Source organism: Kitasatospora sp. NPDC057940 (assembly GCF_042887425.1).
Lineage (GTDB): Bacteria > Actinomycetota > Actinomycetes > Streptomycetales > Streptomycetaceae > Kitasatospora.
On the sequence record NZ_JBHVPH010000001.1, the window covers coordinates 255,570 to 281,450 of the forward strand.

Sequence of the window (25,881 nt, forward strand, 5' to 3'; positions counted from 1 at the left end):
TGTCCCCAGATCCGGGCCCGGTTATCCACGGGCGCCGGTCAACTTTACGTGACGCCTTTCACACCAGGGCATGAACACCGCCCCACGCTTGTCGAACTGTGGATCATGCTGTGGACAACCTGGGGATAACCGCCCCTCCCCTGGGGACAACCGGTGGACAACCCGGATGGCCCATTGGCGGCCCGTCAATTGTCCACACCCTGTGGATAACGGTTGTGCACAAGTCCACAGGCACCTGACCTGCGCGGAAGAGCGTAGCGGCGACACGCCTGTGGACGAATTCTGGATAACTTCGGGCGCCCCGGCCTGTGGACTACGGGGAAGGTACCCGTCCTGTGGACAACTGCCCTGCGCGGCCCCGGTTTTCGAATCACCGGTCAGATGTTCGGCGCGGGCTGTGGACTGGCGCAACGTCCGTCGACGGCATCTCTGCCCAGCCGGCGCCCGAGGCACACCTGCGGACACGAGAAAAGGGCGCCAGGATCGCTCCTGACGCCCTTTCCGGCCACCTCGGCACCGGACCCGGCACGGGCCCGACACCGGCCCTGCGGCTAGCTCTTGATGCGGTTGGTCAGCTCGGTGACCTGGTTGTAGATCGACCGGCGCTCGGCCATCAGCGAGCGGATCTTGCGGTCCGCGTGCATCACCGTGGTGTGGTCGCGGCCGCCGAACTGCGCGCCGATCTTCGGCAGCGAGAGGTCGGTCAGCTCCCGGCAGAGGTACATGGCGATCTGACGGGCCGTCACCAGGACGCGGCTGCGCGAGGATCCGCAGAGGTCGTCCACACCCAGCCCGAAGTACGCGGCGGTCTGCTGCATGATGACCTGCGCGGTGATCTCCGGCCCGGCGTCCTCGTCCCCGCCCGGGATCAGGTCCTTGAGGACGATCCCGGCCAACTCCAGGTCCACCGGCGCCCGGTTGAGGTTGGCGAAGGCGGTGACCCGGATCAGGGCGCCCTCCAACTCCCGGATGTTGCGGGTGATCCGGGACGCGATGAACTCCAACACGTCGGCCGGGGCGTTGAGTTGCTCCTGGATCGCCTTCTTGCGAAGGATCGCGATCCGGGTCTCCAGCTCCGGCGGGGTGACGTCGGTGATCAGGCCCCACTCGAAGCGGTTGCGCAGCCGGTCCTCCAGCGTGGTCAGCAGCTTGGGCGGCCGGTCCGAGGAGAGGACGATCTGCTTGTTCGCGTTGTGCAGGGTGTTGAAGGTGTGGAAGAACTCCTCCTGCGTGGACTCCTTGCTCGCGAGGAACTGGATGTCGTCCACGAGCAGGATGTCCATGTCCCGGTAGCGCCGGCGGAAGGTGTCCGCCTTGCCGTCCCGGATCGAGTTGATGAACTCGTTGGTGAACTCCTCCGAGGACACGTAGCGCACCCGGGTTCCCGGGAAGAGACTGCGCGAGTAGTGCCCGATGGCGTGCAGCAGGTGGGTCTTGCCCAGCCCGGACTCGCCGTAGATGAAGAGCGGGTTGTACGCCTTGGCCGGGGCCTCGGCGACCGCCACCGCCGCCGCGTGCGCGAAGCGGTTGCTGGCGCCGATGACGAAGGTGTCGAAGAGGTACTTGGGGTTCAGCCGGGCGGCCGGCTCGTCCTTGCGGGAGCCGCCGGCCGGCGGGGCACCGGGCGGGGCGGGCACGCCGGGGACGGCCGGGCGTTCGGTGGCGCGTTCCGGCGCGTTCTTGTCCGCGGGACGGCCGCCGGCCGGGCGTGCGCCGAGGGCGCGGCGGCCGGCGCCGGCGCGGGGCTGCTCGTTCGGGCCGGGGCCGTAGGCGCCGCCGAACAGGTCGCCCTGGGTGGTCGAGGGCGGGCCGGGCATCGGGCGCGGCGCCGGCCGGGACGGCTCGTCGGCCTCGCGGTAGCCGGGGGGCTGCTCCTGGTAGCCGCCACCCTGCTCGGGGTAGCCGCCCTGCTCCTGGTACCCGTTCTGGTCGGGGTAGCCGCCTTGTTCCTGGTACCCGCCCTGCTCGGGGTAGCCGGGCCAGGTCGGGCCGGCCGCCGGGCCGCCGTACGGCGCGGGGCGCTGCTCGTAGCCGCCGGTGTCGTAGCGGGGCCGGTCGTAGTCCTGCTCGTACGGCTGCTGGTAGTCCTGGCCGCCGTAGCCGCCGGCATCCTCCCCGGTCGGGCCGGGGTACGGCTCGGCCGGGGCCTGGGCGGCGGGCGCGGGGGTGGTCGGGACGGCGTTGGCGTCGACCATCACGGCGATCCGTACCGGACGGCTGAGCTCGCGGCTGAGGGCCTCGGTGAGCTGCGGCAGCAGCCGGCCCTCCAGCACCTGCTTGGCCCGCTCGTTGGGGGTCGCCAGCAGGGCGGTGTCGTGCATCATCCACATCGGCTGGGTGCGCTGCACCCACTGCTTGTCCATCTCCCCGACGTCCGGGTCGCTGACCAGCCGCTCGACGACTCTCGCCCAGACCGGGACGAGGTCGCTGTTGACATCAGCCACTGGTGCACGCTTTCTCGGTTCCCCGCGGCTCCAGCAGGGGGTGGTGGATCAGGAGACTGTGGATCGGCGGGTCCGTCTCCGGCGGACCGACCCCACGAGGAAGAACACGAAGAACAAACCAGACAAGTCCTGCAACGGTAGTCAGCGAACAGAGCCGGATCAAGTCGTTGTCCACAGGCTGTGGGCGAAGGGGGCTCCGGGCGCCTTCCGGGGGTCCGCTCGAAAAAGCTGGTTTGACCCTCGTGCCCCGTCCCGCGTACCGTAACCAGGTCGAGTTGTCGATGGCCGCTGCCGCATGTCCGCGGGTCCACCCGCTCCATAAGGCGCGCAGCACGGGCGCCGTGGATTGCCCTGAACCCCAGCCGAACTGGGGCGATGGGCCGGATTTCCGAATCAGGGGAGATCACGCGGACGCACGGTGACGGCCAAGCGATCCCCCGTCATCCTACGATTCACCTCAGGAGCCCCCGAGTGAGCAAGCGCACCTTCCAGCCGAACAACCGTCGTCGCGCGAAGACCCACGGCTTCCGGCTGCGTATGCGTACCCGCGCCGGCCGCGCCATCCTGGCTGCCCGCCGTGGCAAGGGCCGCACCAGCCTGTCCGCCTGATCCACGACAGAGTCTGTTGTGCTGCCCTCCGAGAATCGGCTGCGGCGGCGCCAGGACTTCGCGACCGCGGTGAAACGCGGTCGCCGGGCCGGCCGGCCCCTTCTGGTCGTCCATCTCAGCAGAGAAGGCGACCCCAAGGGGCAGACCGACCGGACCAGCGACTCCCGCCCGCACGTCGCCGAGGGGACTCCTTCGGCGCGTGCGGGTTTCGTCGTGAGCAAGGCCGTCGGCCCGGCGGTCGTTCGCAACCTGGTCAAGCGCAGGTTGCGGCACCTCGTTCGTGATCGTCTTTCCAGGCTGCCCGCCGGTAGCCTGATAGTGGTGCGTGCGCTGCCCCAGGCCGCGACCGCCTCGTACCAGGACCTCGAACGTGACCTGGACGCGGCGCTGAAACGGTTGCTGAAGGTGGAGTCCGCCACGACGGCGCCGACGGGAGCAGGACGATGAAGTTCCTGCTGATGGGTCTGATCAGGGTCTACCAGTGGACCATCAGCCCACTGCTCGGTCCGGTCTGCCGTTACTACCCCTCCTGTTCGCACTACGGCTACGAGGCCGTGAAGGTGCACGGGGCGGTCAAGGGCGGCGGACTGACCGTGTGGCGCATCCTGCGCTGCAATCCGTGGACGCCCGGCGGGGTCGATCACGTTCCGCCGCGTAAGCATCCGGTGTGGCACCGGCGGCTGCGAGACTGGCTGAGCAGCCGGTCCGCCACCGGACAGCCGGTGACCACGACCCCCGCCGGTCCGGACCCCGAGGGCCCGGCGACCATTGGCCCCGAGGGGCCAATCCACATGTCCAAGGAGCCTGACCGGTGACCTTCTCCTTCCTGAATCCCCTGTACACAGCGGTGTCCTGGATCATCGTCCAGTTCCACTCGCTGTACAGCAACATCTTCGATCCGGACGGTGGCTGGGCCTGGGGTCTGGCCATCGCCTCGATGGTGGTCGTCATCCGGATCTGCCTGATCCCGCTCTTCGTGAAGCAGATCAAGGCGACCCGGGCCATGCAGGCGATCCAGCCGAAGATGAAGGCCATCCAGGAGCGCTACAAGAACGACAAGCAGCGCCAGTCCGAAGAGATGATGAAGCTGTACAAGGAGGCGGGTACCAACCCGTTCTCCAGCTGCCTTCCCATCATCGTGCAGGCGCCGTTCTTCACCGCCCTCTACGGCGTGCTCGCCAAGGTCGCCAAGAGCGAGCCGATCGGCGTCATCCACGGCGACCTGCTGCTGAGCGCCGGCAAGGCGCACATCTTCGGTGCCCCGCTCTCCGCGACCTTCGTCAGCAGCCACGAGACCAGCGTCAAGATCGTCACCGCGGTGATGATCATCATGATGTCGCTGTCGCAGTTCATCACCCAGCGCCAGCTGATGACCAAGAACGTCGACCTCACGGTCAAGACGCCGTTCATGCAGCAGCAGAAGATGCTGATGTACGTCTTCCCGGTGATGTTCGCCGTGATGGGCATCAACTTCCCCGTCGGTGTCCTGGTCTACTGGCTGACCACCAACGTCTGGTCGATGGGCCAGCAGCTGATCGTCATCCACAACAACCCGACCCCGGGCAGCAAGGCGTGGGACGAGCGGCAGGTCCGTCTGAAGAAGGCCGGCCGGCTGAACCCGGACGGTTCGGAGATCAAGGGCGCGCTCTGGGGCCTGCTGCCCCCGTCCAAGTCGACCCTCGACGCCGCCTCGGCGGCGGCCGCCGTGGTCGAGGAGTCGGCGCAGGCGCGCCGCCAGCAGCCCCGCAAGCAGACCAAGGCGCAGCGCCAGCAGAGCGGTGCCGGTCAGCAGACCGCCGACCTGACCAAGGACACCGAGGCTCCGGCCGAGGAGCCCGCCGACACCGTCCCGGCCGACTCCGGTGCCAAGCCGGCGGCCGCCCAGCAGGGCCCGGCCAAGCCCGGCGCGGCCAAGCCGGGCACCGCTCGGCAGCAGCCCAAGCGTGGCGGCCAGCGGCCGAAGAAGAAGTCCTGACCGGCCCTGGACCCGTTGTGACAGCGCGCAGAGCTTCGTTCCCGGCCCACCAATCTGGGCCCATCTCCGAAGGAGTCCATCAGTGACGGAAGGCACCACCTCCGCCGTCGAGGCCGAGGCCGCCGCCAGCACCGACGAGAACGTCATCGCCCGACTGGAGCAGGAGGGCGACATCGCGGCGGACTACCTGGAGGGTCTGCTCGACATCGCCGACCTCGACGGTGACATCGACATGGACGTCGAGGGCGACCGCGCCCTGGTCTCCATCGTCGGTGAGGGCAACGACCGCGCGCTGCAGCGCCTGGTCGGCCAGGACGGCGAGGTGCTGGAGGCGCTGCAGGAGCTGACCCGGTTGGCTGTCCACCGGGAGACCGGGGAGCGCAGCCGCCTCATGCTGGACATTGCCGGCTTCCGGGCCCGCAAGCGCTCCGAGCTGGCCGCGCTCGGTGCCGAGGCCGCCGAGCAGGCGAAGAGCAGCGGCGAGCAGGTCAAGCTGCGGCCGATGACGCCCTTCGAGCGCAAGGTCGTCCACGACGCGGTCGCGGCCGCCGGTCTGCGCAGCGAGTCGGAGGGCGAGGAGCCCGAGCGGTGCGTGGTCGTGCTGCCGGCCTGAGGTCGGCGGCACGACGACCGGTCGCCTCGGCGGCCGGTGGGCTTCACCGGACGCGACCCCGTCCGCCTCGTGCGGGCGGGGTCGTCGTCCCTTCGCGGGGCGTGGGCCCGGCGCGAGATGTTTCACGTGAAACTGTGCGGAGAGCGGGTCGGTGGATCCGGGGATCGGAGAGGTCGAGATGGACACGGAGAACGCGGCCGCTGGCCGGCCGGGGGCGGACGACGTGAATCCGGCCGCTGCGGGGCCGGCCGTCGAGGCGGTCGAGGCGACCGAGGTGCCCGAGCTGGCCGAGGCCCCGGCCGTCGCCCGGGAGGTCTTCGGTGATCGTTTCGACGCCGCGGTCCGCTACACCGAGCTGCTGGCCACCGCGGGCGTGCGGCGCGGGCTGATCGGGCCGCGCGAGGTGCCCCGGCTCTGGGACCGGCACGTCCTCAACTGCGCGGTGCTCGCCGAGCTGCTGCCGGCCGGGTCCACCCTGTGCGACGTCGGCTCCGGCGCCGGCCTGCCGGGCATCCCGGTGGCGCTGGCCCGTCCGGACGTCTCGGTGACGCTGCTGGAGCCGCTGCTGCGGCGGACCACCTTCCTGGAGGAGGTCGTCCGGGAGTTGGGGCTGGAGAACGTCACGGTGCTGCGCGGCCGCGCCGAGGAGATGGTCGGCAAGCTCGCGGTGGACGTGGTGACCGCCCGGGCGGTGGCGCCGCTGGACCGGCTGGCCGGCTGGGGGATGCCGCTGCTCCGTCCGCACGGGCAGATGCTGGCGCTCAAGGGCGACAGCGCCGAGCAGGAGCTGGCCGACTCGCGGGCCGGGCTGACCAAGCTGGGCGCGGTCGAGTGGAGCGTGATCTCGGTCGGCGAGGGCACCCTGGAGACCTCGACCCGGGTGGTCCAGGTCAAGGCGGGGGAGAGCCCCGGCGGGGTGAAGGCCGCGACCCGGCGGGCGAAGGCGGCCCGGGCCGGACGGAACGCGGGCGTCCGGACCGGCGAGCGCAGCCGGGGCGGGCGGCGCCGCACCCGCTGAGGCGGGTGACGCCGGACACGCTCGACGACGGGCGGGTGGTTCCTCCTGAGGGGGGAGCCGCCCGCCCGTCGTCGTTCCGGTGGCCGTCGGGGTGACGGCCGGTCGACGGGAGGACACCGGAGTGTCGCAACGTCAGATTTCCGACATAGCGGGCATGGTGTTTCACGTGAAACGTCGCTCCTTGCTCTCGGGAATCCTCGGCCGCAGCCGGGCGGCGACTGTTGCCGCTCCGGTTTCACGTGAAACACTGACCCTCATGCAGGACTCGGAGACCATCGACCAGATCGATGACACGCCCATCGCGAGGGCTGCCCAGGCTGCGGTTCAGGCGATCGGCCGAGCGGGTGAGGGTCTTCCCCGCCCCGGCGCCACCCGGGTGATCGTGGTCGCCAACCAGAAGGGCGGGGTCGGCAAGACCACCACCACCGTCAACCTGGCCGCCTCGCTCGCCATGCACGGACTGCGCGTCCTGGTCGTCGACCTCGACCCGCAGGGCAACGCCTCCACCGCCCTCGGCATCGACCACCACGCCGAGGTGCCCTCCGTCTACGACGTCCTGGTCGAGGGCAAGCCGCTCGCCGACGTGGTGCAGCCGGTGGTGGACGTCGAGGGGCTGTTCTGCGTCCCCGCGACCATCGACCTGGCCGGCGCCGAGATCGAGCTGGTGTCGCTGGTGGCCCGGGAGAGCCGGCTCCAGCGCGCCATCGCCGCCTACGAGCAGCCGCTGGACTACGTCCTGATCGACTGTCCGCCCTCGCTGGGCCTGCTGACGGTCAACGCCCTGGTGGCCGGGCGGGAGGTGCTGATCCCGATCCAGTGCGAGTACTACGCGCTGGAGGGCCTGGGCCAGCTGCTGCGCAACGTCGAGCTGGTGCGCGCGCACCTCAACCCCGCGCTGCACGTCTCGACCATCCTGCTCACCATGTACGACGCCCGGACGAGGCTGGCCGCCCAGGTCGCCGAGGAGGTCCGGACGCACTTCCCGCAGGAGGTGCTGAGCACCGCGATCCCGCGCTCGGTGCGCATCTCGGAGGCGCCCAGCTACGGTCAGACGGTCCTCACCTACGACCCGGGCTCGACCGGGGCGCTCTCCTACCTGGAGGCCGCCCGCGAGCTCGGGCTGCGCGCGGTGGGGACGGGCGGCGGCCCGCTCCTGGGGCAGCAGCGGCACGGCAGCGGTACGGGGCACGGAGCCCCGGTGGCACAGCACGGTACGACGGAGGGTCATCGGTGAGTGGTCGCAGGGGTTTGGGACGAGGGCTGGAGGCGCTGATCCGCCCCGCCGTGCCGGTGGACGGCGGGGCCTCGCCCGCGCCCGCACCGGCCCCGGTGGGGGCGGCCGACGCGACGTCGCCGACCTCGGTACCGACGCTGCCGACCGGCCGCGGCACGGTGGCGGCCCGGGTGGCCGCGGAGAAGCGGGCCGAGCAGGCGCAGCCGGCGCCGGTGGCCGGCGCCTTCTTCGCGGAGCTGCCGCTGGACGCGATCACGTCCAACCCGCGTCAGCCGCGTGAGGTCTTCGACGACGACAAGCTGGCCGAGCTGGTCGTCTCGATCAAGGAGGTCGGTCTGCTCCAGCCGATCGTGGTGCGCCAGGTCGCGCCCGAGCGCTTCGAGCTGATCATGGGCGAGCGCCGCTGGCGCGCCTCCAAGGAGGCCGGGCTGCAGCAGATCCCGGCGATCGTCCGCGCCACCGAGGACGACAAGCTGCTGCTGGACGCCCTGCTGGAGAACCTGCACCGGGCCGAGCTGAACCCGCTGGAGGAGGCGGCCGCCTACGACCAGCTGCTGCGGGACTTCTCCTGCACCCACGACGAGCTGGCCGACCGGATCGGCCGCTCGCGTTCCCACGTCTCCAACACGCTGCGGCTGCTGAAGCTCTCGCCCACCGTGCAGAGCCGGGTCGCCGCCGGCGTGCTGACCGCCGGCCACGCCCGGGCGCTGCTCGGGGTGCCGGACGACGAGCGGCGGGAGCTGCTGGCCAAGCGGATCGTCGCGGAGGGCCTCTCGGTGCGGACCACCGAGGAGATCGTCGCGCTGATGGCCGAGGAGGAGGACCGGAAGCCGAAGCGCCAGGCGCCGAAGGCGGGCAAGCTGATCTCCCCGGCCTTCAACGATCTGGCGAGCCGGCTGTCGGACCGCTTCGACACCCGGGTCAAGGTCGAGGTGTCGCAGCGCGGCGGCAAGCTGGGCAAGGGCAAGGTGGTGCTGGAGTTCGGTTCGGTGGAGGACCTGAACCGGATCCTGGACAGCCTGGCCCCGGGCGAGGACGGTCTGCGACTGTCGCAGGGCTGAGCCGGGCCGGGGACGACACCCGATGGGTGCATGTTCCGCGTGAGCACTGTTTCACGTGAAACATGCACCCATCGGCGTTTGTGGGGGCATGCTCGACCGTGAAGTGGAGGAGGAGGTGCGGGGCATGGGACGCCGGATCGCTCCGCTGACCCTGGACAACCTCGCCGATCTGCCGACGACCTGCCGCTCCTGCGTGTTCTGGGAGCTGGACCCGGTCAGCGGGAAGGCGGCGGTGGAGTCCGGGAAGCCGGAGCTGGAGAAGGAGGGGTGGATCTCCGCGGTGCTGCTGGAGTGGGGGTCCTGCGGCCGGATCGTCTACGTGGACGACCAGCCGGCCGGCTTCGTGCTGTACGCGCCGCCCGCCTACGTCCCCCGGTCGCAGTCCTTCCCGACCAGTCCGGTCTCGCCGGACGCCGTCCAGCTGATGGTCAGCCGGGTGGTTCCGGGCTACCAGCGCCAGGGGCTCGGCCGGGTGCTGGTGCAGGCCGTGGCCAAGGACCTGCTCGGGCGCGGGGTGCGGGCGATCGAGGCCTTCGGCTCGGCCGGTCCTGAGCCGGTCAGCTGCGTGCTGCCGGCCGACCACCTGCTCGCGGTCGGCTTCAAGACCGTCCGCTCGCACCACCGCTACCCGCGACTGCGGCTGGAGGCGCGCACCACGCTGTCCTGGCGGGGCGATGTGGAGGTGGCGCTGGAGCGGCTGCTCGGCGGGGCGCGCAAGGAGCCGGCGCTGCGGCCGTTCTGAGGCGGCTGGGAACGACGAAGGCGGGGCTCCCCGGTGTGGGGAGCCCCGCCGCCGTACGGTCGACGACCGGTCGACCTAGATGAAGCCGTCCAGCTCGCGCAGCAGCGCGGCCTTCGGACGGGCACCGGTGATGGACTTCACCGGCTCGCCGCCCTTGTAGAGGATCAGGGTCGGGATCGAGATCACGTTGTACTCGGCCGCGGTCGCCTGGTTGGCGTCCACGTCCAGCTTGGCGATGGTCAGCTTGTCGCCGTGCTCGGCCGCGATCTCCTCCAGGATCGGGGCGACCTGGCGGCACGGGCCGCACCAGGTGGCCCAGAAGTCGACCAGCACGGGCTTGTCGCTGTCCAGGACGTCGGCCTTGAACGTCGCGTCGGTGACGGTGGTGGTGGCGCCGGCCACGGGAACTCCTCGGGTTCGGACGGAGGGGGCTGCTGCCAGGGTGAACAACGGGTGGGCCCGTTCTGTTTCGCCCTGGCCGGGGCGGGGGTGTTTCACGTGAAACCGGTGTCACGCCCCCGCCGGGGGTCGGTCGGTGGAGGAGGTCAGACCGCCACGGCGGCGGTGGCCTTGGCCTCCAGGTCGTCCAGGGCGGCGAGGTGGCGCTCGGCGTCCAGCGCGGCGGAGCAGCCGGTGCCGGAGGCGGTGATGGCCTGGCGGTAGGTGTGGTCCACGACGTCGCCGGCGCCGAACACGCCCGGGATGTTGGTCCGGGTCGAAGGCGCCTCGACCTTGAGGTAGCCCTCCGCGTCGAGGTCCAGCTGGCCCTTGAACAGGTCGGTGCGCGGGTCGTGGCCGATCGCGATGAACAGGCCGGTGACGGCCAGCTCGCGGGTCTCGCCGGTGGTGGTGTCGCGCAGGGTGACGCCGGTCAGCTTCGGGTCGCCGTGGATGGCCTCGACCGCGCTGTCCCACTCGAAGCGGATCTTCTCGTCGGCGAAGGCGCGCTCCTGCATCGCCTTGGAGGCGCGCAGGCTGTCCCGGCGGTGGATGATCGTGACGCTCTTGGCGAAGCGGGAGAGGAAGGTCGCCTCCTCCAGCGCGGTGTCGCCGCCGCCGACCACGGCGATGTCCTGGTCGCGGAAGAAGAAGCCGTCGCAGGTGGCGCACCAGGAGACACCGCGACCGGAGAGCTTGTCCTCGTTCGGCAGGCCCAGCTTGCGGTGCTGGGAGCCGGTGGTGACGATCACGGCGCGCGCCTTGTGCACGTTGCCCTCGGAGTCGGTGACGGTCTTGATGTCACCCGTGAGGTCGACCGAGACGATGTCGTCCGGGATCAGCTCGGCGCCGAAGCGCTCGGCCTGCGCCCGCATGTTGTCCATCAGCTCGGGGCCCATGATGCCGTCCCGGAAGCCCGGGAAGTTCTCGACCTCGGTGGTGTTCATCAGGGCGCCGCCGGCGGTGACGGCCCCCTCGAACACCAGCGGCTTGAGGGAGGCCCGTGCCGTGTAGAGCGCGGCCGTGTAGCCGGCCGGGCCGGAACCGATGATGATCACGTTACGGACGTCGCTCACTGCATCTCCTGGTTCGCATCGCGACCCGCGCTAGGTGCGGGGAGGGCGGTTCTGCTCCGCCGCCCGGGACAACGACTGACCAGTGTCTCGCATTCCCAGGCGGATCAGTACCAGGCGGCCGCACTGTGGGAGCGGCGCGGCGCCCTGCTCGTCGATCGCATGGGAACGGAGCCCCGATCCCAGGGACCTCCGGTCTCGGGGACGTCAACGGGTGGGGACGGTGCGCTGCAGCACGACCGGGCCGCAGCCGGGGGAGCGCAGGTAGACGTCCGCGAACCCGGGCCGGCCGGGCGCCGGGTAGACCAGGACCTCGACCGGGGCGCCCGCGTAGCTGCCGTGGTCGGTGGCCAGCGGCACGCCCTCGGCGGGGGCCGGGCAGGACGGCTGGGATGACGGCGGGGACGACGGCGGGGAGGCCTGGGTGGTGAGCTCCTGGCGGCCGTCGGCGGGCATCGCGGCGGAGGGCTTGGCGGGCCCGGTCGGGCGTAGCCCGGGGGCGGTGCCCGACCGGGCCAGCAGCTGCTGGACCTGGGCGGCGAGCTGGTCGTCCTGGTAGGTCGGGCCGGCGCCCGCGGCGTGGTCGGCGCGGGAGCTCTGCCCTGTGCCGGGGCTCGCGCCGGTGCCGAGGGAGGCGGAGGCGGGGGCGCCGGCGGACAGGGCCGGGTGCTGGTCGCCCTGGCCGGTCGGGTGCAGCAGCAGGGTCGCGCCGAGGGCGATCGCGGCCAGGGCGGCGGTCGCGCCGAGCAGCAGGCCGGCGCGCCGCCGCCGGGGGCGGGGACGGCCCGGGCCGGTGGGCGCGGCGGGCCGGGAAGGGGGTGCGGCGGGCGCCGCGGCGGCCCGGGCGGCCGGGGCAGGGGAGGCGGCCCGGGAGGCCGCGAGGGGGGCGTTCTCGGCCTCCTCCGTCGCTGCGGAGGCGGAGGCGGCGGTGGAAGAGGCGGCGGCCGCGGCGAGGGCGGCGTCCAGCCGGGCGGCGACGTCGGCGGGCATCGGCGGTGCCTCGACGGCGCCGAGCAGTGCCTGGACCTCGCCGAGCGCGTCGGCGGTCTCGCGGCACTCGGCGCAGCCGTCCAGGTGCCGGCGCAGCGTCCGGGCGGCGTCGGCGGACTCGACCAGCCCCTCGGCGAGGTCGGCGAGCTCGTCGACGGAGGGGTGGTCCTCGGCGGGGCCGGGGGAGGAGAGGTGGGCCGTCATCGCGTGCTCGCGTCTCCTTCCAGAACCGTCCGACCGGTGTTCGGGCCTGTCCCTGTGACGGTGCCGGTGCCCGTCGGGTTCCCCGGCGCGTTCCGCCGAGGTGGCGGGGCCGCCCCGGGGGCGGTCGGTGTTTTCGGCGTTTCCGGTGTTTCACGTGAAACATCCGGCCCGCCGCCGCTCTCGCGCAGGTGGCGGACCAACGGGAGCAGCCGGGCCCGGCCCCGGGCGCAGCGGCTCTTCACCGTGCCCACCGGGACGCCCAGCAGCTCGGCGGCCTCGGCGACGGGGTAGCCCTGCATGTCGACCAGGACCAGCGCGGCCCGCTGCTCGGCGGGCAGCTCGGCGAGCGCGGCGGCCAGTTCGCGCTGCACCTCGGCCCGGACCACCGGGGAGTCGGCCGGCTCCGCGGCGCCGACCAGGGTGTCCAGGCGCCGCGGGTCCTCGTCGAGCGGGGTGGTGCGGCGGGTGGCGCTGCGCCGGGCGCGGTCCAGACAGGCGTTGACCACGATCCGGTGCAGCCAGGTGGTGACCGCCGAGCGGCCCTGGAAGCCGGGGGCGGCGCGGAAGGCGGAGACCAGGGCGTCCTGGAGGGCGTCGGCGGCCTCCTCGCGGTCCCCCAGGGTGCGCAGCGCGACCGCCCAGAGCCGGTCGCGGTGGCGGTTCACCAGGAGGCCGAAGGCGTCCGGGTCGCCGGCGACGTGCCGGGCGAGCAGCGCCGCGTCGTCCTCCGCCACCGTCACCCTCGCCCCCCCTCGCCGTCGTCCCGCGGGCCGTATCTCCGGTCAGCCGGTGACCTTCACCTCGGCGACCTGCCCGCGGAACTTGCCATCCGTATCCTTCGGCAGGCTGGTCAGCCAGATCAAGAGGTAGCGGGTGTTCGTCGGGGTGCCGAGAGCGAAGTCGACGGTGTTGCCGCTCTTCTTCCCCGCGACCGTGAAGGAGGTCAGCGGCGCCTTCTGCGGGTTGTCCGCCGCCTGGGCGTTCGGGATCCGCAGCTCGGCCGTGGTGGTGCCGACGAACTGGACGCTCACCGAGCTGACGGCGTGCGGCGAGCCGAGGTCGATCAGCAGACCGGTGCCCTCCTTGTAGCCGCCCGGGACGAACTGGTCGTCGTAGCCGTAGGTCGGCCAGCTGGTGCTGGGGTCGCCGTCGATGGCCTTGGGGAGGGCCCAGGCGGATTCCGCCGAGTCGCCCTTCGGGTTGTACGAGAGGGCGGCCTTGGGCGCGATCGGCGTCGGGTTGTGGGTGCTGGCCTGCGGGGTCGGTGCGTCGCTGGTGGCGGTGGCCCGCGGGGTGGTGACCGGTCCGGTGTTGCGCAGGTTGTCCACGAACTGCCAGGAGGCGACGCCGATGGCGCCCAGGGCGACCGTCCAGGCCGTCGCCTTGACGACTCGGCGCAGCCGCCGCCGGGTGCGCCGGTTCGAGGTCGGCCGGGACGAGGCGGGCAGCGGGGCGACGGCCGGGTCGGCCACCCGGGTCGGGTTGGGCGCGGTCGGCAGCGCGTGGGTGTTGTGCCGGGGCGGGGCCGGGAAGGCGGGCAGCTCCGGTTCGGGCTGGCGGATCCGGGGCATCTGCGCGATCGCCCGGGTCAGCTCCTCCGGGGTGGTGATCGGCTCGGCGTGGTGCGGCGGGTGGTCGAACAGGGCCCGCGCGGCCAGCTCGGACAGGCCCTTGTGGACGCCCGCGCGGACCTGGTCCGGCGCGGCGTTCTGGAGGCCCTTGGGTAGGCCCTGGAGGTCGTAGCGGTCCTCCGGGTAGGGCCAGCGGTGGGTGAGCGCGGCGAACAGCAGGGCGCCGATCGCGCGGGTGTCGGTGCGCTCGGAGCCGTCGGTGCTGTTCTCGTCGGGCAGCCCGCGCAGGGCGGCGTCCACCGCGATGCCGTTGATCCGGTACTGGCCGCTGTCGGTGCGCAGCACGCAGCGCGGGGTGAGCCGCAGGTGGGCCTGGCCGCGCCGGTGGGCGGCGGCGACCGCATCGGTCACCTGGCGGACCATCTGGTACGCCTCGTGCGGCTCCATCGGACCGTCGGCGAGCAGCTTGGCGAGGTCGGAGGCGTGCGGCAGCCACTCCCGCACGACGTAGACCAGCTCGCCCTCCTGGACGGCGTCCAGGACCTGGACGAAGCGCGGGTCGCCGAGCAGGGCGGCGGACTTCGCGGCGGCGAGCACCTTGCGGGCGCGCTGGTGGCCGGAGGCCATCAGGTGGACGCCGACGGCCCGGCGCAGCTTCTCGTCGACCGCGCGCCAGCTGCTGAAGGTCTCCGTCTGGGAGATGCACTCCTCGAGCCGGTACCGGTGGCCGATCATGTCGCCGCTGTGCCGCATCGGGGCGGGGAGGGTGCGGGGCAGGGTGGCGGTGTCGCGCGGGTCGACGGTGGGCTGCGGGTCGGTGGGGCGGCGCTTGGCGGCCGCGGGCTCCGGGGCGGCGGGCTTGCGCCGTGCGGCGCCGCCGGCGGCCAGCTCGGCGGCGATCTCGTGGACCGAGAGCGGAGCGGTGATCTCCGAGGTCTCCTCGCCGCGGGGGGTGTCCTGGCCGGCGTCGGAGGCGTCGGTGTCCGCGTCGACGGCCACCGGGGTGTCCGGGGCGGCGGCCCGGTCCTCGGGCGCGTCCTCGGACGGGTTCTCGGACGGGTTCTTGGAGGAGGTGTCGGCGGCGCCCGCCGGGGCGGCCTTCCCCGCCGTGAGCTCGTCGATCGCCGCGGCCAGTGCGGCCTCGTCCGCCGCCGCGTCAGCTGCTGACGTGTCGACGACCGCCTTGGTGCCATCAGCCACCGTGGTCCTGCCTCCCCTTGTGTCGCCCCGGCTTGAGAGAGTCGCTGGAGCCCGCGGGTTGGCGGCCACGTGCTCCAGGACAATTGTGCCCACTCTTCTCCACCGAGTACGACCGCTGAGGGGCGCGCTCGGTTGCGTGCTGGTGGAGAGATATGGTGCAGATCCGACACCGGGCCGCCATCTCGCGGCCCGGGCGGAGCCGGGCGCGGGCGGCGGCCCGGCACCCGGCCGGACGGGCGGAGGAGCCGGTGGCTCCCGTTGACACCCGGTCAGGGCGCCCGCTCGTCCGGTCGGTCGGTGTGGTGGATCAGCGGCCCAGCCGGCCGCGCACCATGCCGAGCATGGCGTTGAGCTCCTCGATCCGCAGGCGCTTCGCGATCAGCACGAACACGGCCAGCTGGAGGCCGCCGCCCACGACGAGGGACAGTACGCTGCCCATCCAACCGTCGAGCACCTGCTGGACCGCCAGGCTGACACCGAGGCCGACCAGCGCGGACGGCACGCCGGCGGTGGCCAGCCGGCTGTACGTCTTGCCGATCCGCTTGCTGTCCAGCCCGCCGATCTTCTTCTTCAGCTTCGGCAGTGCGACCGTCACCCCGACGGCGTAGGCCAGACCATAGCCGAAGGCCATCCCGATCACGGTCCACTGGGCGGGCAGCGCGAACCAGCAGAGCACCGAGAACCCGGCCTGGCAGACCGCGACCCAGACGGTGTTGGAGAACGGCGTCCGGGTGTCCTCGTAGGCGTAGAAGCCGCGCAGCATCACGTACTGGGCCGAGTACGGGATCAGCCCGAGCGCGAAGGCCGAGAGCATCAGGCCGACGTTGGTGGCGTTGTCCAGGGCCCGGTCACCGCCGCCGATCCCGTAGATCGAGCGGGCGATCGCCGGGCCGAGCGCCAGGAACAGGAAGGCGCCCGGGACGACCGCCACCGCGGTGGTGCGCAGCCCGTACGACAGGTCGTCGCGGACGGCGCCGGCGTCCTCGTCGGCCGCCGCCCGGGAGAGCCGGGGGAGCACCGCGCTCATGATCGAGACGGTGATCACGGCCTGCGGGAGCTGCCAGATCAGCAGGGCGTTGGAGAACGCCGCGAGGCCGACGCCCTCGTGGCCGCCCTTCTCGGCGGCGCTTCCGGCGGCGGTGGCCAGCTGGGTGATGACCAGGAAGCCGGCCTGGTTGGCGAGCACGAAGAGGAAGGTCCACTTGGCCAGCCGGGCGGCCTTGCCCAGGCCGTGGCCGCGCCAGTCGAAGCGCGGCCGGTAGCGGAAGCCGGCCGACCGCAGGTACGGGATCATCGCCAGCGACTGGACGACCAGGCCGAGCAGGGTGCCGAGGCCGAGCAGCCGGACGCCCTCGGGCGAGATGCCCTCGGGGGTCACCTGGGTGCCGCTGTAGCCGCCGTACACCCAGATGTAGGCGCCGAAGGTGAAGATCACCACGATGTTGTTGAGGACCGGGGTCCACATCATCGCGCCGAACCGGCCGCGGGCGTTGAGGATCTGCCCCATCACCACGTGGACGCCCATGAAGAAGATGGTCGGCAGGCAGTACCGGGCCAGCGCGACCGTGGTATCGGCGCGGTCCGCGTTCTCCATCATCGAGTGCGAGATCAGCTGCACCAGCAGCGGTGCCCCGAGCACCGCGAGGAACACCACGCCGCCGAGCCCGACCATCACCAGGGTGAGCAGCCGGCTGGCGTACGCGGTGCCGCCGTCCTCGTCGTTCTTCATGCTGCGCACCAGCTGCGGCACGAAGACGGCGTTCAGCGCGCCGCCGCCGATCAGGATGTACAGCAGGGTCGGCAGGGTGTACGCGGCGTTGTACGAGTCGCCCATGACGGCGACGCCGATGGCCGCGGTGATCACCATGGTCCGGACGAAGCCGGTGCCGCGGGAGACCAGCGTGCCGGCCGCCATGATCGCGCTGGAGTTCAGCAGGCTCGCGACCTTGCCGCCGCCGCCGGCCGCCGGGGCGGGCTCGGCCGCGGGCGCGGGCGCGTACTGCGCGGCGCGCTCCTCGGCGACGAGGTCCGCCAGCGGCTCCACCGCCGGCGGCACCGCGACGGCGGCCACCTGCATGGTGGCCTCGTCCTCGGAGAGCGGCGGGTCGAACTCGATCGGGGGGACGAAGGGGCGGTGCCCGTCCGGGCCGGCGTACTGCTGCTGCCCCGGGTAGCCGCCCACCGGCGGGTACGGCGCGGGGGCGACCGGCGGCACGGCGGCGGGGGGCGGGGGAGCGACCGGCGGTGCCGTCGGGTGCGCCTGGGCGGGCGGGGGCACCGGCGGCTGGGCCGCGGCCTGCGCCTGCTGGCCGCCGAACAGCGCGTCCACCCCGACGTACTCGGTGGTCTCGCTGTCCCAGGTCGAGTGCGCCGGGCCCGGCTCCCACTGCGGCCGGGGCTGCTCGGGGCCGCCCCACTGGCCGCCGCCGGCCGGAGCCGGGGCATCCTGCCAGGCGGCCTGCACCGGGGTGTCCCAGCCGGGCTGCACGGGCGGCACCGGGGCCGCGAACGGCGTCGGCGCCGAGTACTGCGCCGGCGGCACCGGCGTCGGGTAGCCGCCGCCCTGCGGCGGCAGCTGCGGCGGCACGTCGTACGCGGTGGCCGGCGGCTGAGGTGCCGCGGGCCGGTCGGCCCGCAGACCGTACGGGTCCTGGCCGGCCTGCGGGTTCCCGTACGCGTCGGCCGCGTACGGGTCCTGGGCGTAGGTGTCGGCCACGTACCAGTCGCCGGACGGCGACTCGGCGCCCGGCCGGTTCTCACCGCGGCCCGGCGGCCGCTCCTCGCTGCGCCCGGTCATGTCACCTCTTCGCTGTCGTGGGGGAGGCCGGCCCGGCGTTGCGGGGTCTCGGCGGTATCAAGGACCAACCTTCTCATCACTGGCGGTCCGATCCCGGCCATCCGCGTTGCTGCCGCGCGGTGTCTGCGCGGGGCCGGCCCCGGCGGATCCGCCGTCGGAGCCGGCCTCGGGGCCGCCACCGGGGCCCTTCCCGGCAGGTCCGCCGGCACCGCCCCCGGCCTCGCCGTCGGGCTTCTCGCCGTTCGCGTCCCCGTTCGCGTCCCCGTCCGGGTCCTGAGCCCCGCCCGCCGCCGGGCCGTCGACCGGCTGGTCGCCGTCGGCGTGCGGCTGCCCGGCCCGCCGCTTGCGCTGGCGCACGAAGCGCAGCGCGGCCAGCAGCAGCAGGGCGGCGGCGGCCGCGAAGACGTACAGCACGCCGTTGGTCACCGAGGTGACGTCCACCCTGAACTGCTGCGGTTCGCCGTACTTCTGCGGGTTGGGGCCGGTGGTCCAGAGCTGGGCGGTCATGTTGACCGGGCCGTTGTTGTGCGCCTCGGCGTTGAACCGGAGGGTGACGCTCTGGGAGGCGGGGATGACCAGTTCCTCCTCCTTGCCCACCCGCAGCCGGTTCGGCTGGGTCGAGGTGAGCACCAGCTTGAGGTTGGTGACGGTCTGGGTGAGGTCGTTGCGGACGCTGACCTGGAGCAGACCGGTGTTGCCGGCGAAGGTGACGACGTTCTTCTTCGGCACCCGGACGGCCCCGGTCAGTTCGTCCAGGTACTTGGCGACGTCCGCGCGGTAGGTGCTGCCGGCCGCCGCGTTGGTGCGCCACTCGGTGGACAGCGAGCGGACCATCGCGGCGCTGAACGGGCCGCGCACCCGCTGGGGCAGGGTGAGCACCCGCATCAGCGTGTCCAGGTTCTGCTGGATCTCGTCGGTGCTGCTCAGCTCGGCCGCGGACAGCTCCGAGGCGCGGACCTGGGCCGGGTAGTCGACGGCCGCCGGGACGGCGGTGTTGGCCTTCGGGTCGGGCGAGGCCTGGGCCAGGGTGTCCAGCTTGACCGGGGTGAGCCACTTGTTGTCGGAGGCCGTCTGCAGGGCGTCCGCCAGCACCTTGGCGGTGCTCGCGGTCAGGTCGCGCGGCGGCATCACCAGCAGGCCGCGCTGGTTCTGCGGCTGCTCGTGGGTGATCGTGTAGGTCTCGGCGAGGAAGCGCTGGTTGGCCCTGGTCTGCGCCTGCGGGGAGGCAAGGTCGGTCTGGAACAGCGAGGAGACGGTCTCGTCGGCGACCACCGCGTTCTGCCCGCTGCCGATCGGGCGCACCGCGGTCGGGGTGTAGTTCATCGCGTCCGGCTCCGGCATGCTCGCGCCGTTGACCAGGACCAGGCTGTCGCCGGACTGCTGGGCGATGCCCGCGATCTGCTGGTCCAGGTAGCCCTGGTACGGCCAGGCCACGTCCGAGCGGGTGTCGACGGACAGCCGGCCCTCGACGGTGAGCCGGCCGGCGGTGGCCGCCTTGCCCAGGGCGGTGGCCATCCCGGTCAGGTCGGCGCCGTTGTGCGCGATCGAGGCGAGGTCCGGGTCGGCGTAGGGCAGCGACACCACCTGGCCGCCCGGCTTGGCGACGGCGGCCCGCAGCTTGTCCAGCCAGGCCGTGGCGGCCGCCTGGCCGGTGCCGGGGACGGTGTTGTCGTCCTTGGCCGGCTTGCCGACGTCCTGGCCCGGCTTCTGCACCCGGTACGGCCTGGTCATCGCGAACGCGGTGTCCAGCAGGTCCGGGTCGACCACCCAGGTCAGCCCGGTCATCTTGGACCCGGTGTCCACCAGCTCGTACAGCCGGCCGCCCGGGGAGAAGTCGGCGGTCAGGCTGTCGTCGCGCAGGACGGGGACGGGCTGGTCGTTGTCGGAGTAGGTCTGCGCGGCCAGCACCGGCGCGTGCACCAGCGGCCAGAGCGTGGTGACCTTGCTGGGCTGCGCCTCGGCGCCGCCCGGGTTGTACGGCAGGAAGGTCCGGGCGATGCCCAGCGGCCGGTCGCGCTGGTTGTCGGCGGTCGAGCCCCAGGCGTCCACCGCGAGCTCGTAGACGCCGCTGTCGGACAGCCCGAGGTCGCTCACCGAGACGCTCAGGGTGTAGGGCTGGTTCTGGCCCGGGCCCAGCTCCGGCAGGGCGTACTGCGGGCTGTCCAGCTCCACGCCGTCGGAGTTGCTCGGGCCGCTGCGGGTGGCCACCAGGGACAGGTCGCTGCGCCGCTGCAGCGGCTTGCTGGACAGCGGCTTGCGGACGGCCGCGTGGGCGTTCTTGACCGCGGCCTTGCCGGTGTTGGTGACGTGCCCGGTGATCTTCACGATGCCGTTCGGGCTGGCCACCTGCGGTGCCACCGTCTCGATGGTCATCTCCACCGGGTACTCGGCCGAGACGCCGTTGTCGGCGGTCGGCCGGATGCCGCCCCCGGCGGGTAGCGCCGCGGCCGGGGCGACCGCCGAGAACAGGGCCAGGGCGGCCCCGCAGACGGCGGCGAGGCGGCGGGCCGCCCGCCCCGCGCGCCGCCCCGTACCGTGCCCTTCGACGGGGCGTTCGGTCCTTCCGGGCCGTCGTTCCGCCCCCAGGCCCGAGTGCCGTGCCGGCTCACTCACTCGTTCCGCCCTCGCCGTTCTCGATCGCTCGCTGCTGATGCTGTTCGCTTGACGTTCTTCGCTTGACGCTGTTCGCCGCGCTGGTGCCGCGGGAGCTCCGCCGTTCACGGCGGCACGCGACACCGCATCCCCTGTCCGGTGCCCGAGACTCGTCCACCGGCATGGTAACGATGCAGCCCGTGGTGCAGTGTTGCGGGCCTTGGGGTGAGACGCCCAAAACGCGCGGGCGGTTGACCTGTCGGGCCACGTACTCTTGTGAGCCGTGTCCACTGCCAATGAGTCCACCGCGCACCTCGACCGTTCCAGCACCGCCGTCCAGGCCGTCCCAGGCCTGAGCGAGGCCCAGACCCTGGGGCTGCAAGAGCTGCTGCGGGTGTCGCCGGTGGCCGACGAGATCGCCCGTCGGTTCGAGGCGGCCGGCCACCGGCTGGCCCTGGTCGGCGGCTCGGTGCGGGACGCCCTGCTCGGCAGGCTCGGCAACGACCTGGACTTCACCACCGACGCCCGCCCGCAGCAGGTGCTCAGGCTGGTCAAGGGCTGGGCGGACGCGGTCTGGGACGTCGGCATCGCCTTCGGCACGGTCGGCGCCCGCAAGGACACCCCCGAGGGCTCCTTCCTGATCGAGATCACCACCTACCGCTCCGAGGCGTACGACCGGACCTCCCGCAAGCCCGAGGTCACCTACGGCGACACCATCGAGCAGGACCTGGTCCGCCGGGACTTCACCGTCAACGCGATGGCCGTCGACCTGCCCGGCCGCGGCTTCGTCGACCCGCACCACGGCCTGGAGGACCTGGAGGCCCGGGTGCTGCGCACCCCCGCGACCCCCGAGGAGTCCTTCTCCGACGACCCGCTGCGGATGATGCGCGCCGCCCGCTTCGCCGCCCAGCTCGACTTCGAGCCGGCCCCCGAGGTCGTCGCCGCGATGACCGCGATGGCCGAGCGGATCACCATCGTGTCCGCCGAGCGCGTCCAGGCCGAGCTGAACAAGCTGCTGCTGGCCAAGCACCCGGTGAAGGGCCTGCGGCTGCTGGTCGACACCGGCCTGGCCGACCACGTGCTGCCCGAGCTGCCCGCACTGCGGCTGGAGCGGGACGAGCACCACCGGCACAAGGACGTCTACGAGCACTCGCTGACCGTCCTGGAGCAGGCCATCGACCTGGAGCAGGACGGCCCGGACCTCACCCTGCGGCTGGCCGCGCTGCTGCACGACATCGGCAAGCCGCGCACCCGCCGCTTCGAGTCGGACGGCCGGGTCTCCTTCCACCACCACGAGGTGGTCGGCGCCAAGATGACCCGCAAGCGGATGCGCGAGCTCAAGTACTCCAAGGAGCTCACCGAGGACGTCTCGCACCTGGTCGAGCTGCACCTGCGCTTCCACGGCTACGGCGGCGGCGAGTGGACGGACTCCGCGGTGCGCCGCTACGTCACCGACGCCGGACCGCTGCTGGAGCGTCTGCACAAGCTCACCCGCTCCGACTGCACCACCCGCAACCGCAAGAAGGCGGCGGCGCTGTCGCGCACCTACGACGGCCTGGAGCAGCGGATCACCGAGCTGAAGGCCCAGGAGGAGCTGGACGCCGTCCGCCCGGCGCTGGACGGCAACCAGATCATGGAGCTGCTCGGGCTCAAGCCCGGCCCGCAGGTCGGCAAGGCGTACAAGCACATGCTCGAACTCCGGCTGGAGCACGGCCCGCTGGAGCACGACGAGGCGGTGGCCGCGCTGCGGGCCTGGTGGGCCGAGCAGCAGGGCTGAGCGACGCCGCGAGGGGTGGGGGCCGCCGCGGGCGGGGCCCCCCCCCCGGGGGGGCGGGGGGGCGCGGGGGGGGGGGGGGGGCCGCTCGGGGGGCGGCGCCGCCGGGCGGGGGGGGGGGCCCGCCCCGGGCCCGCCCCCACCCCTCGGGCGTGCCGGGTCAGCCGTGGAGGCTCTGCAGGCAGAGCACGTAGTTGAGGGCCGACAGAGGTCAGGCCTTCCCCGGCAGCGGGGCGCCGGCCGGGGTCATCGGGCCGAGGCAGAGCACGTACCGCTTCTTGTTCCAGCGGCGTCCGCTCTTGCCCGAGACGGCGCTGGTGGTCTGCGGGGTCTGCCGGCAGCGGTTCACGTCGGTGGTGTCGCCGAACGTCGAAAGGACCCGGTAATTCGCTTTGGTGTCAGTGCACTTGACGATCTCGACATCGCGCGTGCCGCTCACCCGGACGCAGTCGCCGGGCTTGGCGCTGCTGACGCTCGGGCCGCTGACGAAGTAGCCGACGGCCAGCGCGAGGCAGCCGCCGACCACGCCGACGATCCGCAGCTTCGCCTTGACGCCGCGCTTCGCGGGGGGCGCTTCGGCGGCCGGGGCGGAGGGCGGGTAGCCGTACGGGCCGACGGGCTGCTGCTGGGCGTAGGGCGGTTGGGCGCCGTAGCCGGGCGGCTGCTGGCCGTAGGCCGGGGGCGGGCCGAAGCCGGGTGGTGCGGGTTGGGGCTGCGACGGGATGTACGGGACCTGCCCGTACGGCGGGGCCGGCTGCGGGGGCGGCCCGTACGGCGGAGGTGGCCCGTACGGGCCGGGCGGTGTGCTCATCAGTTCGTCCCCCGAGGCCGAGTGCTGTCGCTCCGACAGGTCTGACGTACCTTAGCGACTCGGTCGGACGCTCCCGTTCCGAGGGGCGGAGGGCCTTCAGGAGCCTTCAGGAGGCCTGGTCGCCGGGGAGCGGCCCGTACCGCCGGGCGGAGCGCAGGTAGAACAGTGCCGAGAGCCCGTACACCGCGGCGACGCCGACGACCACCACGACCGAGCGGCCGGAGAGCGGCAGCACCAGCGCCGTGACCAGGGCGGCGGTCACGAAGGCGACGTTGAACAGCACGTCGTAGATCGCGAAGACCCGGCCGCGGTACTCGTCCTCGACCGACTCCTGGACGACGGTGTCGGCGCAGATCTTGGTGCCCTGGGTGACCACCCCGAGCAGCAGCGCCGCGATCAGGCAGGGCAGCAGGGTGAAGCTCAGGCCGAGCGCCGGGACGAAGAGCACCGGGGCCGCCAGGCAGACCGTCATCCAGCCGGCCAGACCGAGCCGCCGGGTGCACCAGGGGCTGATCACCGCGGCGACGAAGAACCCGGCGGCGGACAGGCCGACCGCCTGGCCGAGCGTGACCAGTCCGGCCGCGCTGTCGGAGGGGTCGTTGAAGGTGTACCGGGCGAGCATCACCACGACCACGATCAGCACGCCGTAGCAGAACCGGGCCGCGGTGACGGCGGCCAGCGCGTGCACGGCGGGCCGGCAGTCCCGCACCAAGTGGCGTACGGCGGCGCCGAGTTCGACGGCGGCCCGGACCAGCGCCTGGCCGAGTGCCGGGCGGTCGCCGTGCTTCTCCGGGCCGAGCAGGTCGCGGTCCATCCGGCGGGCGGCCAGTGCGGCCGACAGGTAGAGCAGCGCGGCCACCGTGACCAGCGCGGCGTCGGCCTTCGGCCCGGGGGTCATCACCTGGTGCAGCAGGAAGCCGACCCCTCCGCCGGAGGCGGCGGCGACCGTGCCCAGCGTGGGCGAGAGCGCGTTGGCGGTGACCAGCTGGTCCTGCTCGACCACCCGGGGCAGGGCGGCGGACAGGCCGGCCAGGATGAACCGGTTGAGCGCGGTGACCAGCAGCGCCGAGGCGAAGAACAGCCAGGTCGGCGCCTCCGCCAGGAGCAGGGCGCCGGTGACCAGGCCGAGCCCGAAGCGGGCCAGGTTGCCGTAGTAGAGCACCTGGCGGCGGCGCCAGCGGTCCAGCAGCACCCCGGCGAACGGGCCGATCACCGAGAACGGCAGCAGCATCACGGCCAGCACCGAGGCGATGTCGGCGGGGGAGGACTGCTTCTCCGGGGAGAACACGACGTAGGCGGCGAGCGATACCTGGAAGACGCCGTCCGAGAGCTGGGAGAGCACCCGGGCGGTCAGCAGCCGCCGGAAGTCCCGGCCGCGGAGCAGACCGAGAAGCGTGGCACGGTGTGCGGACTGGTGGGTGCTGCCGTTCTCGGTGATCGCCACCCGCCCAGAGTGCCATGGAACCGGCCGCCGTTTCACGTGAAACATTCGCCGAGAAATGGTGAAGGGCCCACGATCCGATGATCGTGGGCCCTCCGGCGCGGCCGGCGGCGGTCACCCGCCGCCGGCTCCGGCGCTCGACCTCAGCGCTCGACCTCGCCGCGGATGAACTTCTCGACGTTCTCCTTGGCCTCGTCGTCGAAGTACTGCACCGGCGGCGACTTCATGAAGTACGAGGAGGCCGACAGGATCGGGCCGCCGATGCCGCGGTCCTTGGCGATCTTCGCGGCGCGCACGGCGTCGATGATGACACCGGCGGAGTTCGGGGAGTCCCAGACCTCGAGCTTGTACTCCAGGTTCAGCGGGACGTTGCCGAACGCGCGACCCTCGAGGCGGACGTACGCCCACTTGCGGTCGTCCAGCCAGGCCACGTAGTCCGACGGGCCGATGTGGACGTTGTTGGCGCCCAGCTCGCGGTCGCGGATCTGCGAGGTGACGGCCTGGGTCTTGGAGATCTTCTTGGACTCCAGGCGCTCGCGCTCGAGCATGTTCTTGAAGTCCATGTTGCCGCCGACGTTCAGCTGCATGGTGCGCTCGAGGATGACACCGCGGTCCTCGAACAGCTTGGCCATCACGCGGTGCGTGATGGTGGCGCCGACCTGGGACTTGATGTCGTCACCGACGATCGGCACGCCGGCCTCGGTGAACTTGTCCGCCCACTCCTTGGTGCCCGCGATGAACACCGGCAGGGCGTTCACGAAGGCGACCTTGGCGTCGATGGCGCACTGGGCGTAGAACTTGGCGGCGGCCTCGGAACCGACGGGCAGGTAGCAGACCAGGACGTCGACCTGCTGGTCCTTGAGGACCTGGACGACGTCGACCGGGGTCTCGTCGGACTCCTCGATGGTCTCCCGGTAGTACTTGCCCAGGCCGTCGAGGGTGTGGCCGCGCTGGACGGTGACGCCGGTCGGCGGCACGTCGCAGATCTTGATGGTGTTGTTCTCGCTGCTGCCGATGGCGTCGGCCAGGTCGAAGCCGACCTTCTTGGCGTCGACGTCGAACGCGGCGACGAACTCCACGTCGCGGACGTGGTACTCACCGAACTGGACGTGCATCAGCCCGGGGACCTTGCCGGCCGGGTCGGCGTCCTTGTAGTACTCGACACCCTGCACCAGCGACGCGGCGCAGTTGCCCACGCCCACGATGGCTACGCGAACCGAACCCATTCCGGTTGCTCCCTGTGATCTCATGAGGGCCGCCGGGGTCGACGGCACTCGTCCTGCTTCTTCGATGA

Annotated in this window: 21 protein-coding genes; 10 read left to right on the forward strand and 11 right to left on the reverse strand. The window is 72.5% G+C overall.

Annotated elements, in window-relative coordinates; all coding sequences use genetic code 11:
• Positions 1-551: 551 nt before the first annotated feature.
• Complete coding sequence (dnaA, locus tag ACFVTF_RS01195) at positions 552-2,444, reverse strand: chromosomal replication initiator protein DnaA (RefSeq protein ID WP_387807558.1); 1,893 nt, start codon at positions 2,442-2,444, stop codon at positions 552-554.
• 471 nt (positions 2,445-2,915) lie between these two features.
• Here dnaA and rpmH point away from each other — a divergent pair, with 471 nt between their 5' ends.
• From rpmH to ACFVTF_RS01240, 9 genes are all read left to right on the forward strand, one after another.
• Positions 2,916-3,053, forward strand: a complete 138-nt coding sequence (gene rpmH / locus ACFVTF_RS01200) for a 50S ribosomal protein L34 (protein ID WP_030392420.1) — start codon at positions 2,916-2,918, stop codon at positions 3,051-3,053.
• Between the two features lie 18 nt (positions 3,054-3,071).
• Positions 3,072-3,500, forward strand: a complete 429-nt coding sequence (gene rnpA, locus ACFVTF_RS01205) for a ribonuclease P protein component (RefSeq protein WP_350876735.1) — start codon at positions 3,072-3,074, stop codon at positions 3,498-3,500.
• Entirely contained in the window at positions 3,497-3,868 is a 372-nt protein-coding gene (gene yidD, locus ACFVTF_RS01210; RefSeq protein ID WP_063348465.1) for a membrane protein insertion efficiency factor YidD, read from the forward strand. The genes rnpA and yidD overlap by 4 nt, the downstream gene beginning before the upstream one ends.
• Complete coding sequence (yidC, locus tag ACFVTF_RS01215; RefSeq protein ID WP_363579875.1) at positions 3,865-5,028, forward strand: membrane protein insertase YidC; 1,164 nt, start codon at positions 3,865-3,867, stop codon at positions 5,026-5,028. Before yidD ends, yidC begins: the two co-directional genes overlap by 4 nt.
• An 82-nt stretch (positions 5,029-5,110) precedes the next feature.
• Positions 5,111-5,641, forward strand: a complete 531-nt coding sequence (locus tag ACFVTF_RS01220) for a protein jag (RefSeq protein ID WP_371517868.1) — start codon at positions 5,111-5,113, stop codon at positions 5,639-5,641.
• A gap of 178 nt (positions 5,642-5,819) precedes the next feature.
• Positions 5,820-6,659, forward strand: coding sequence for a 16S rRNA (guanine(527)-N(7))-methyltransferase RsmG (gene rsmG / locus ACFVTF_RS01225; RefSeq protein WP_387807563.1), 840 nt, complete (start codon positions 5,820-5,822; stop codon positions 6,657-6,659).
• 283 nt (positions 6,660-6,942) lie between these two features.
• A complete protein-coding gene (locus tag ACFVTF_RS01230; RefSeq protein ID WP_387808323.1) occupies positions 6,943-7,893 on the forward strand; it encodes a ParA family protein in 951 nt (316 codons plus the stop codon).
• A gap of 14 nt (positions 7,894-7,907) precedes the next feature.
• Entirely contained in the window at positions 7,908-8,954 is a 1,047-nt protein-coding gene (locus ACFVTF_RS01235; protein WP_371517870.1) for a ParB/RepB/Spo0J family partition protein, read from the forward strand.
• A gap of 124 nt (positions 8,955-9,078) precedes the next feature.
• Positions 9,079-9,696 (forward strand): GNAT family N-acetyltransferase, encoded by a 618-nt coding sequence (locus ACFVTF_RS01240; RefSeq protein WP_387807567.1) that lies wholly within the window; start codon positions 9,079-9,081, stop codon positions 9,694-9,696.
• 75 nt (positions 9,697-9,771) lie between these two features.
• On the opposite strand, the gene trxA is transcribed toward ACFVTF_RS01240, so the two are convergent.
• The 7 genes from trxA to ACFVTF_RS01275 all read right to left on the reverse strand — a co-directional run bounded on the left by trxA (position 9,772) and on the right by ACFVTF_RS01275 (position 20,582).
• A complete protein-coding gene (trxA, locus tag ACFVTF_RS01245) occupies positions 9,772-10,098 on the reverse strand; it encodes a thioredoxin (RefSeq protein WP_371517871.1) in 327 nt (108 codons plus the stop codon).
• A gap of 143 nt (positions 10,099-10,241) precedes the next feature.
• On the reverse strand, positions 10,242-11,210 hold the full coding sequence (gene trxB, locus ACFVTF_RS01250; RefSeq protein ID WP_371517872.1) for a thioredoxin-disulfide reductase: 969 nt from the start codon (positions 11,208-11,210) through the stop codon (positions 10,242-10,244).
• Positions 11,211-11,414: 204 nt separating this feature from the next.
• Positions 11,415-12,401 (reverse strand): hypothetical protein, encoded by a 987-nt coding sequence (locus ACFVTF_RS01255; RefSeq protein ID WP_387807572.1) that lies wholly within the window; start codon positions 12,399-12,401, stop codon positions 11,415-11,417.
• Positions 12,398-13,141, reverse strand: coding sequence for an RNA polymerase sigma factor SigM (sigM, locus tag ACFVTF_RS01260; protein WP_387807574.1), 744 nt, complete (start codon positions 13,139-13,141; stop codon positions 12,398-12,400). Before sigM ends, ACFVTF_RS01255 begins: the two co-directional genes overlap by 4 nt.
• A gap of 42 nt (positions 13,142-13,183) precedes the next feature.
• Positions 13,184-15,172, reverse strand: coding sequence for a serine/threonine protein kinase (locus ACFVTF_RS01265; RefSeq protein ID WP_387807577.1), 1,989 nt, complete (start codon positions 15,170-15,172; stop codon positions 13,184-13,186).
• Between the two features lie 307 nt (positions 15,173-15,479).
• Complete coding sequence (gene murJ, locus ACFVTF_RS01270) at positions 15,480-17,969, reverse strand: murein biosynthesis integral membrane protein MurJ (protein WP_387807580.1); 2,490 nt, start codon at positions 17,967-17,969, stop codon at positions 15,480-15,482.
• Positions 17,970-18,026: 57 nt separating this feature from the next.
• Positions 18,027-20,582 (reverse strand): DUF6049 family protein, encoded by a 2,556-nt coding sequence (locus ACFVTF_RS01275; RefSeq protein ID WP_387807582.1) that lies wholly within the window; start codon positions 20,580-20,582, stop codon positions 18,027-18,029.
• A gap of 355 nt (positions 20,583-20,937) precedes the next feature.
• On the opposite strand from ACFVTF_RS01275, the gene ACFVTF_RS01280 reads away from it, so the two are divergent.
• Positions 20,938-22,338 carry a CCA tRNA nucleotidyltransferase gene (locus ACFVTF_RS01280; RefSeq protein ID WP_371522743.1) on the forward strand — a complete coding sequence of 467 codons (1,401 nt, stop codon included), beginning with the start codon at positions 20,938-20,940 and terminating at the stop codon, positions 22,336-22,338.
• Positions 22,339-22,546: 208 nt separating this feature from the next.
• On the opposite strand, the gene ACFVTF_RS01285 is transcribed toward ACFVTF_RS01280, so the two are convergent.
• The 3 genes from ACFVTF_RS01285 to ACFVTF_RS01295 form a co-directional block, all read right to left on the reverse strand.
• Positions 22,547-23,146, reverse strand: a complete 600-nt coding sequence (locus ACFVTF_RS01285; RefSeq protein WP_387807585.1) for a hypothetical protein — start codon at positions 23,144-23,146, stop codon at positions 22,547-22,549.
• A 106-nt stretch (positions 23,147-23,252) separates the two neighbouring features.
• Entirely contained in the window at positions 23,253-24,590 is a 1,338-nt protein-coding gene (locus ACFVTF_RS01290) for an MFS transporter (protein ID WP_371517880.1), read from the reverse strand.
• Between the two features lie 140 nt (positions 24,591-24,730).
• On the reverse strand, positions 24,731-25,813 hold the full coding sequence (locus tag ACFVTF_RS01295) for an inositol-3-phosphate synthase (RefSeq protein ID WP_363579861.1): 1,083 nt from the start codon (positions 25,811-25,813) through the stop codon (positions 24,731-24,733).
• Positions 25,814-25,881: the final 68 nt, after the last annotated feature.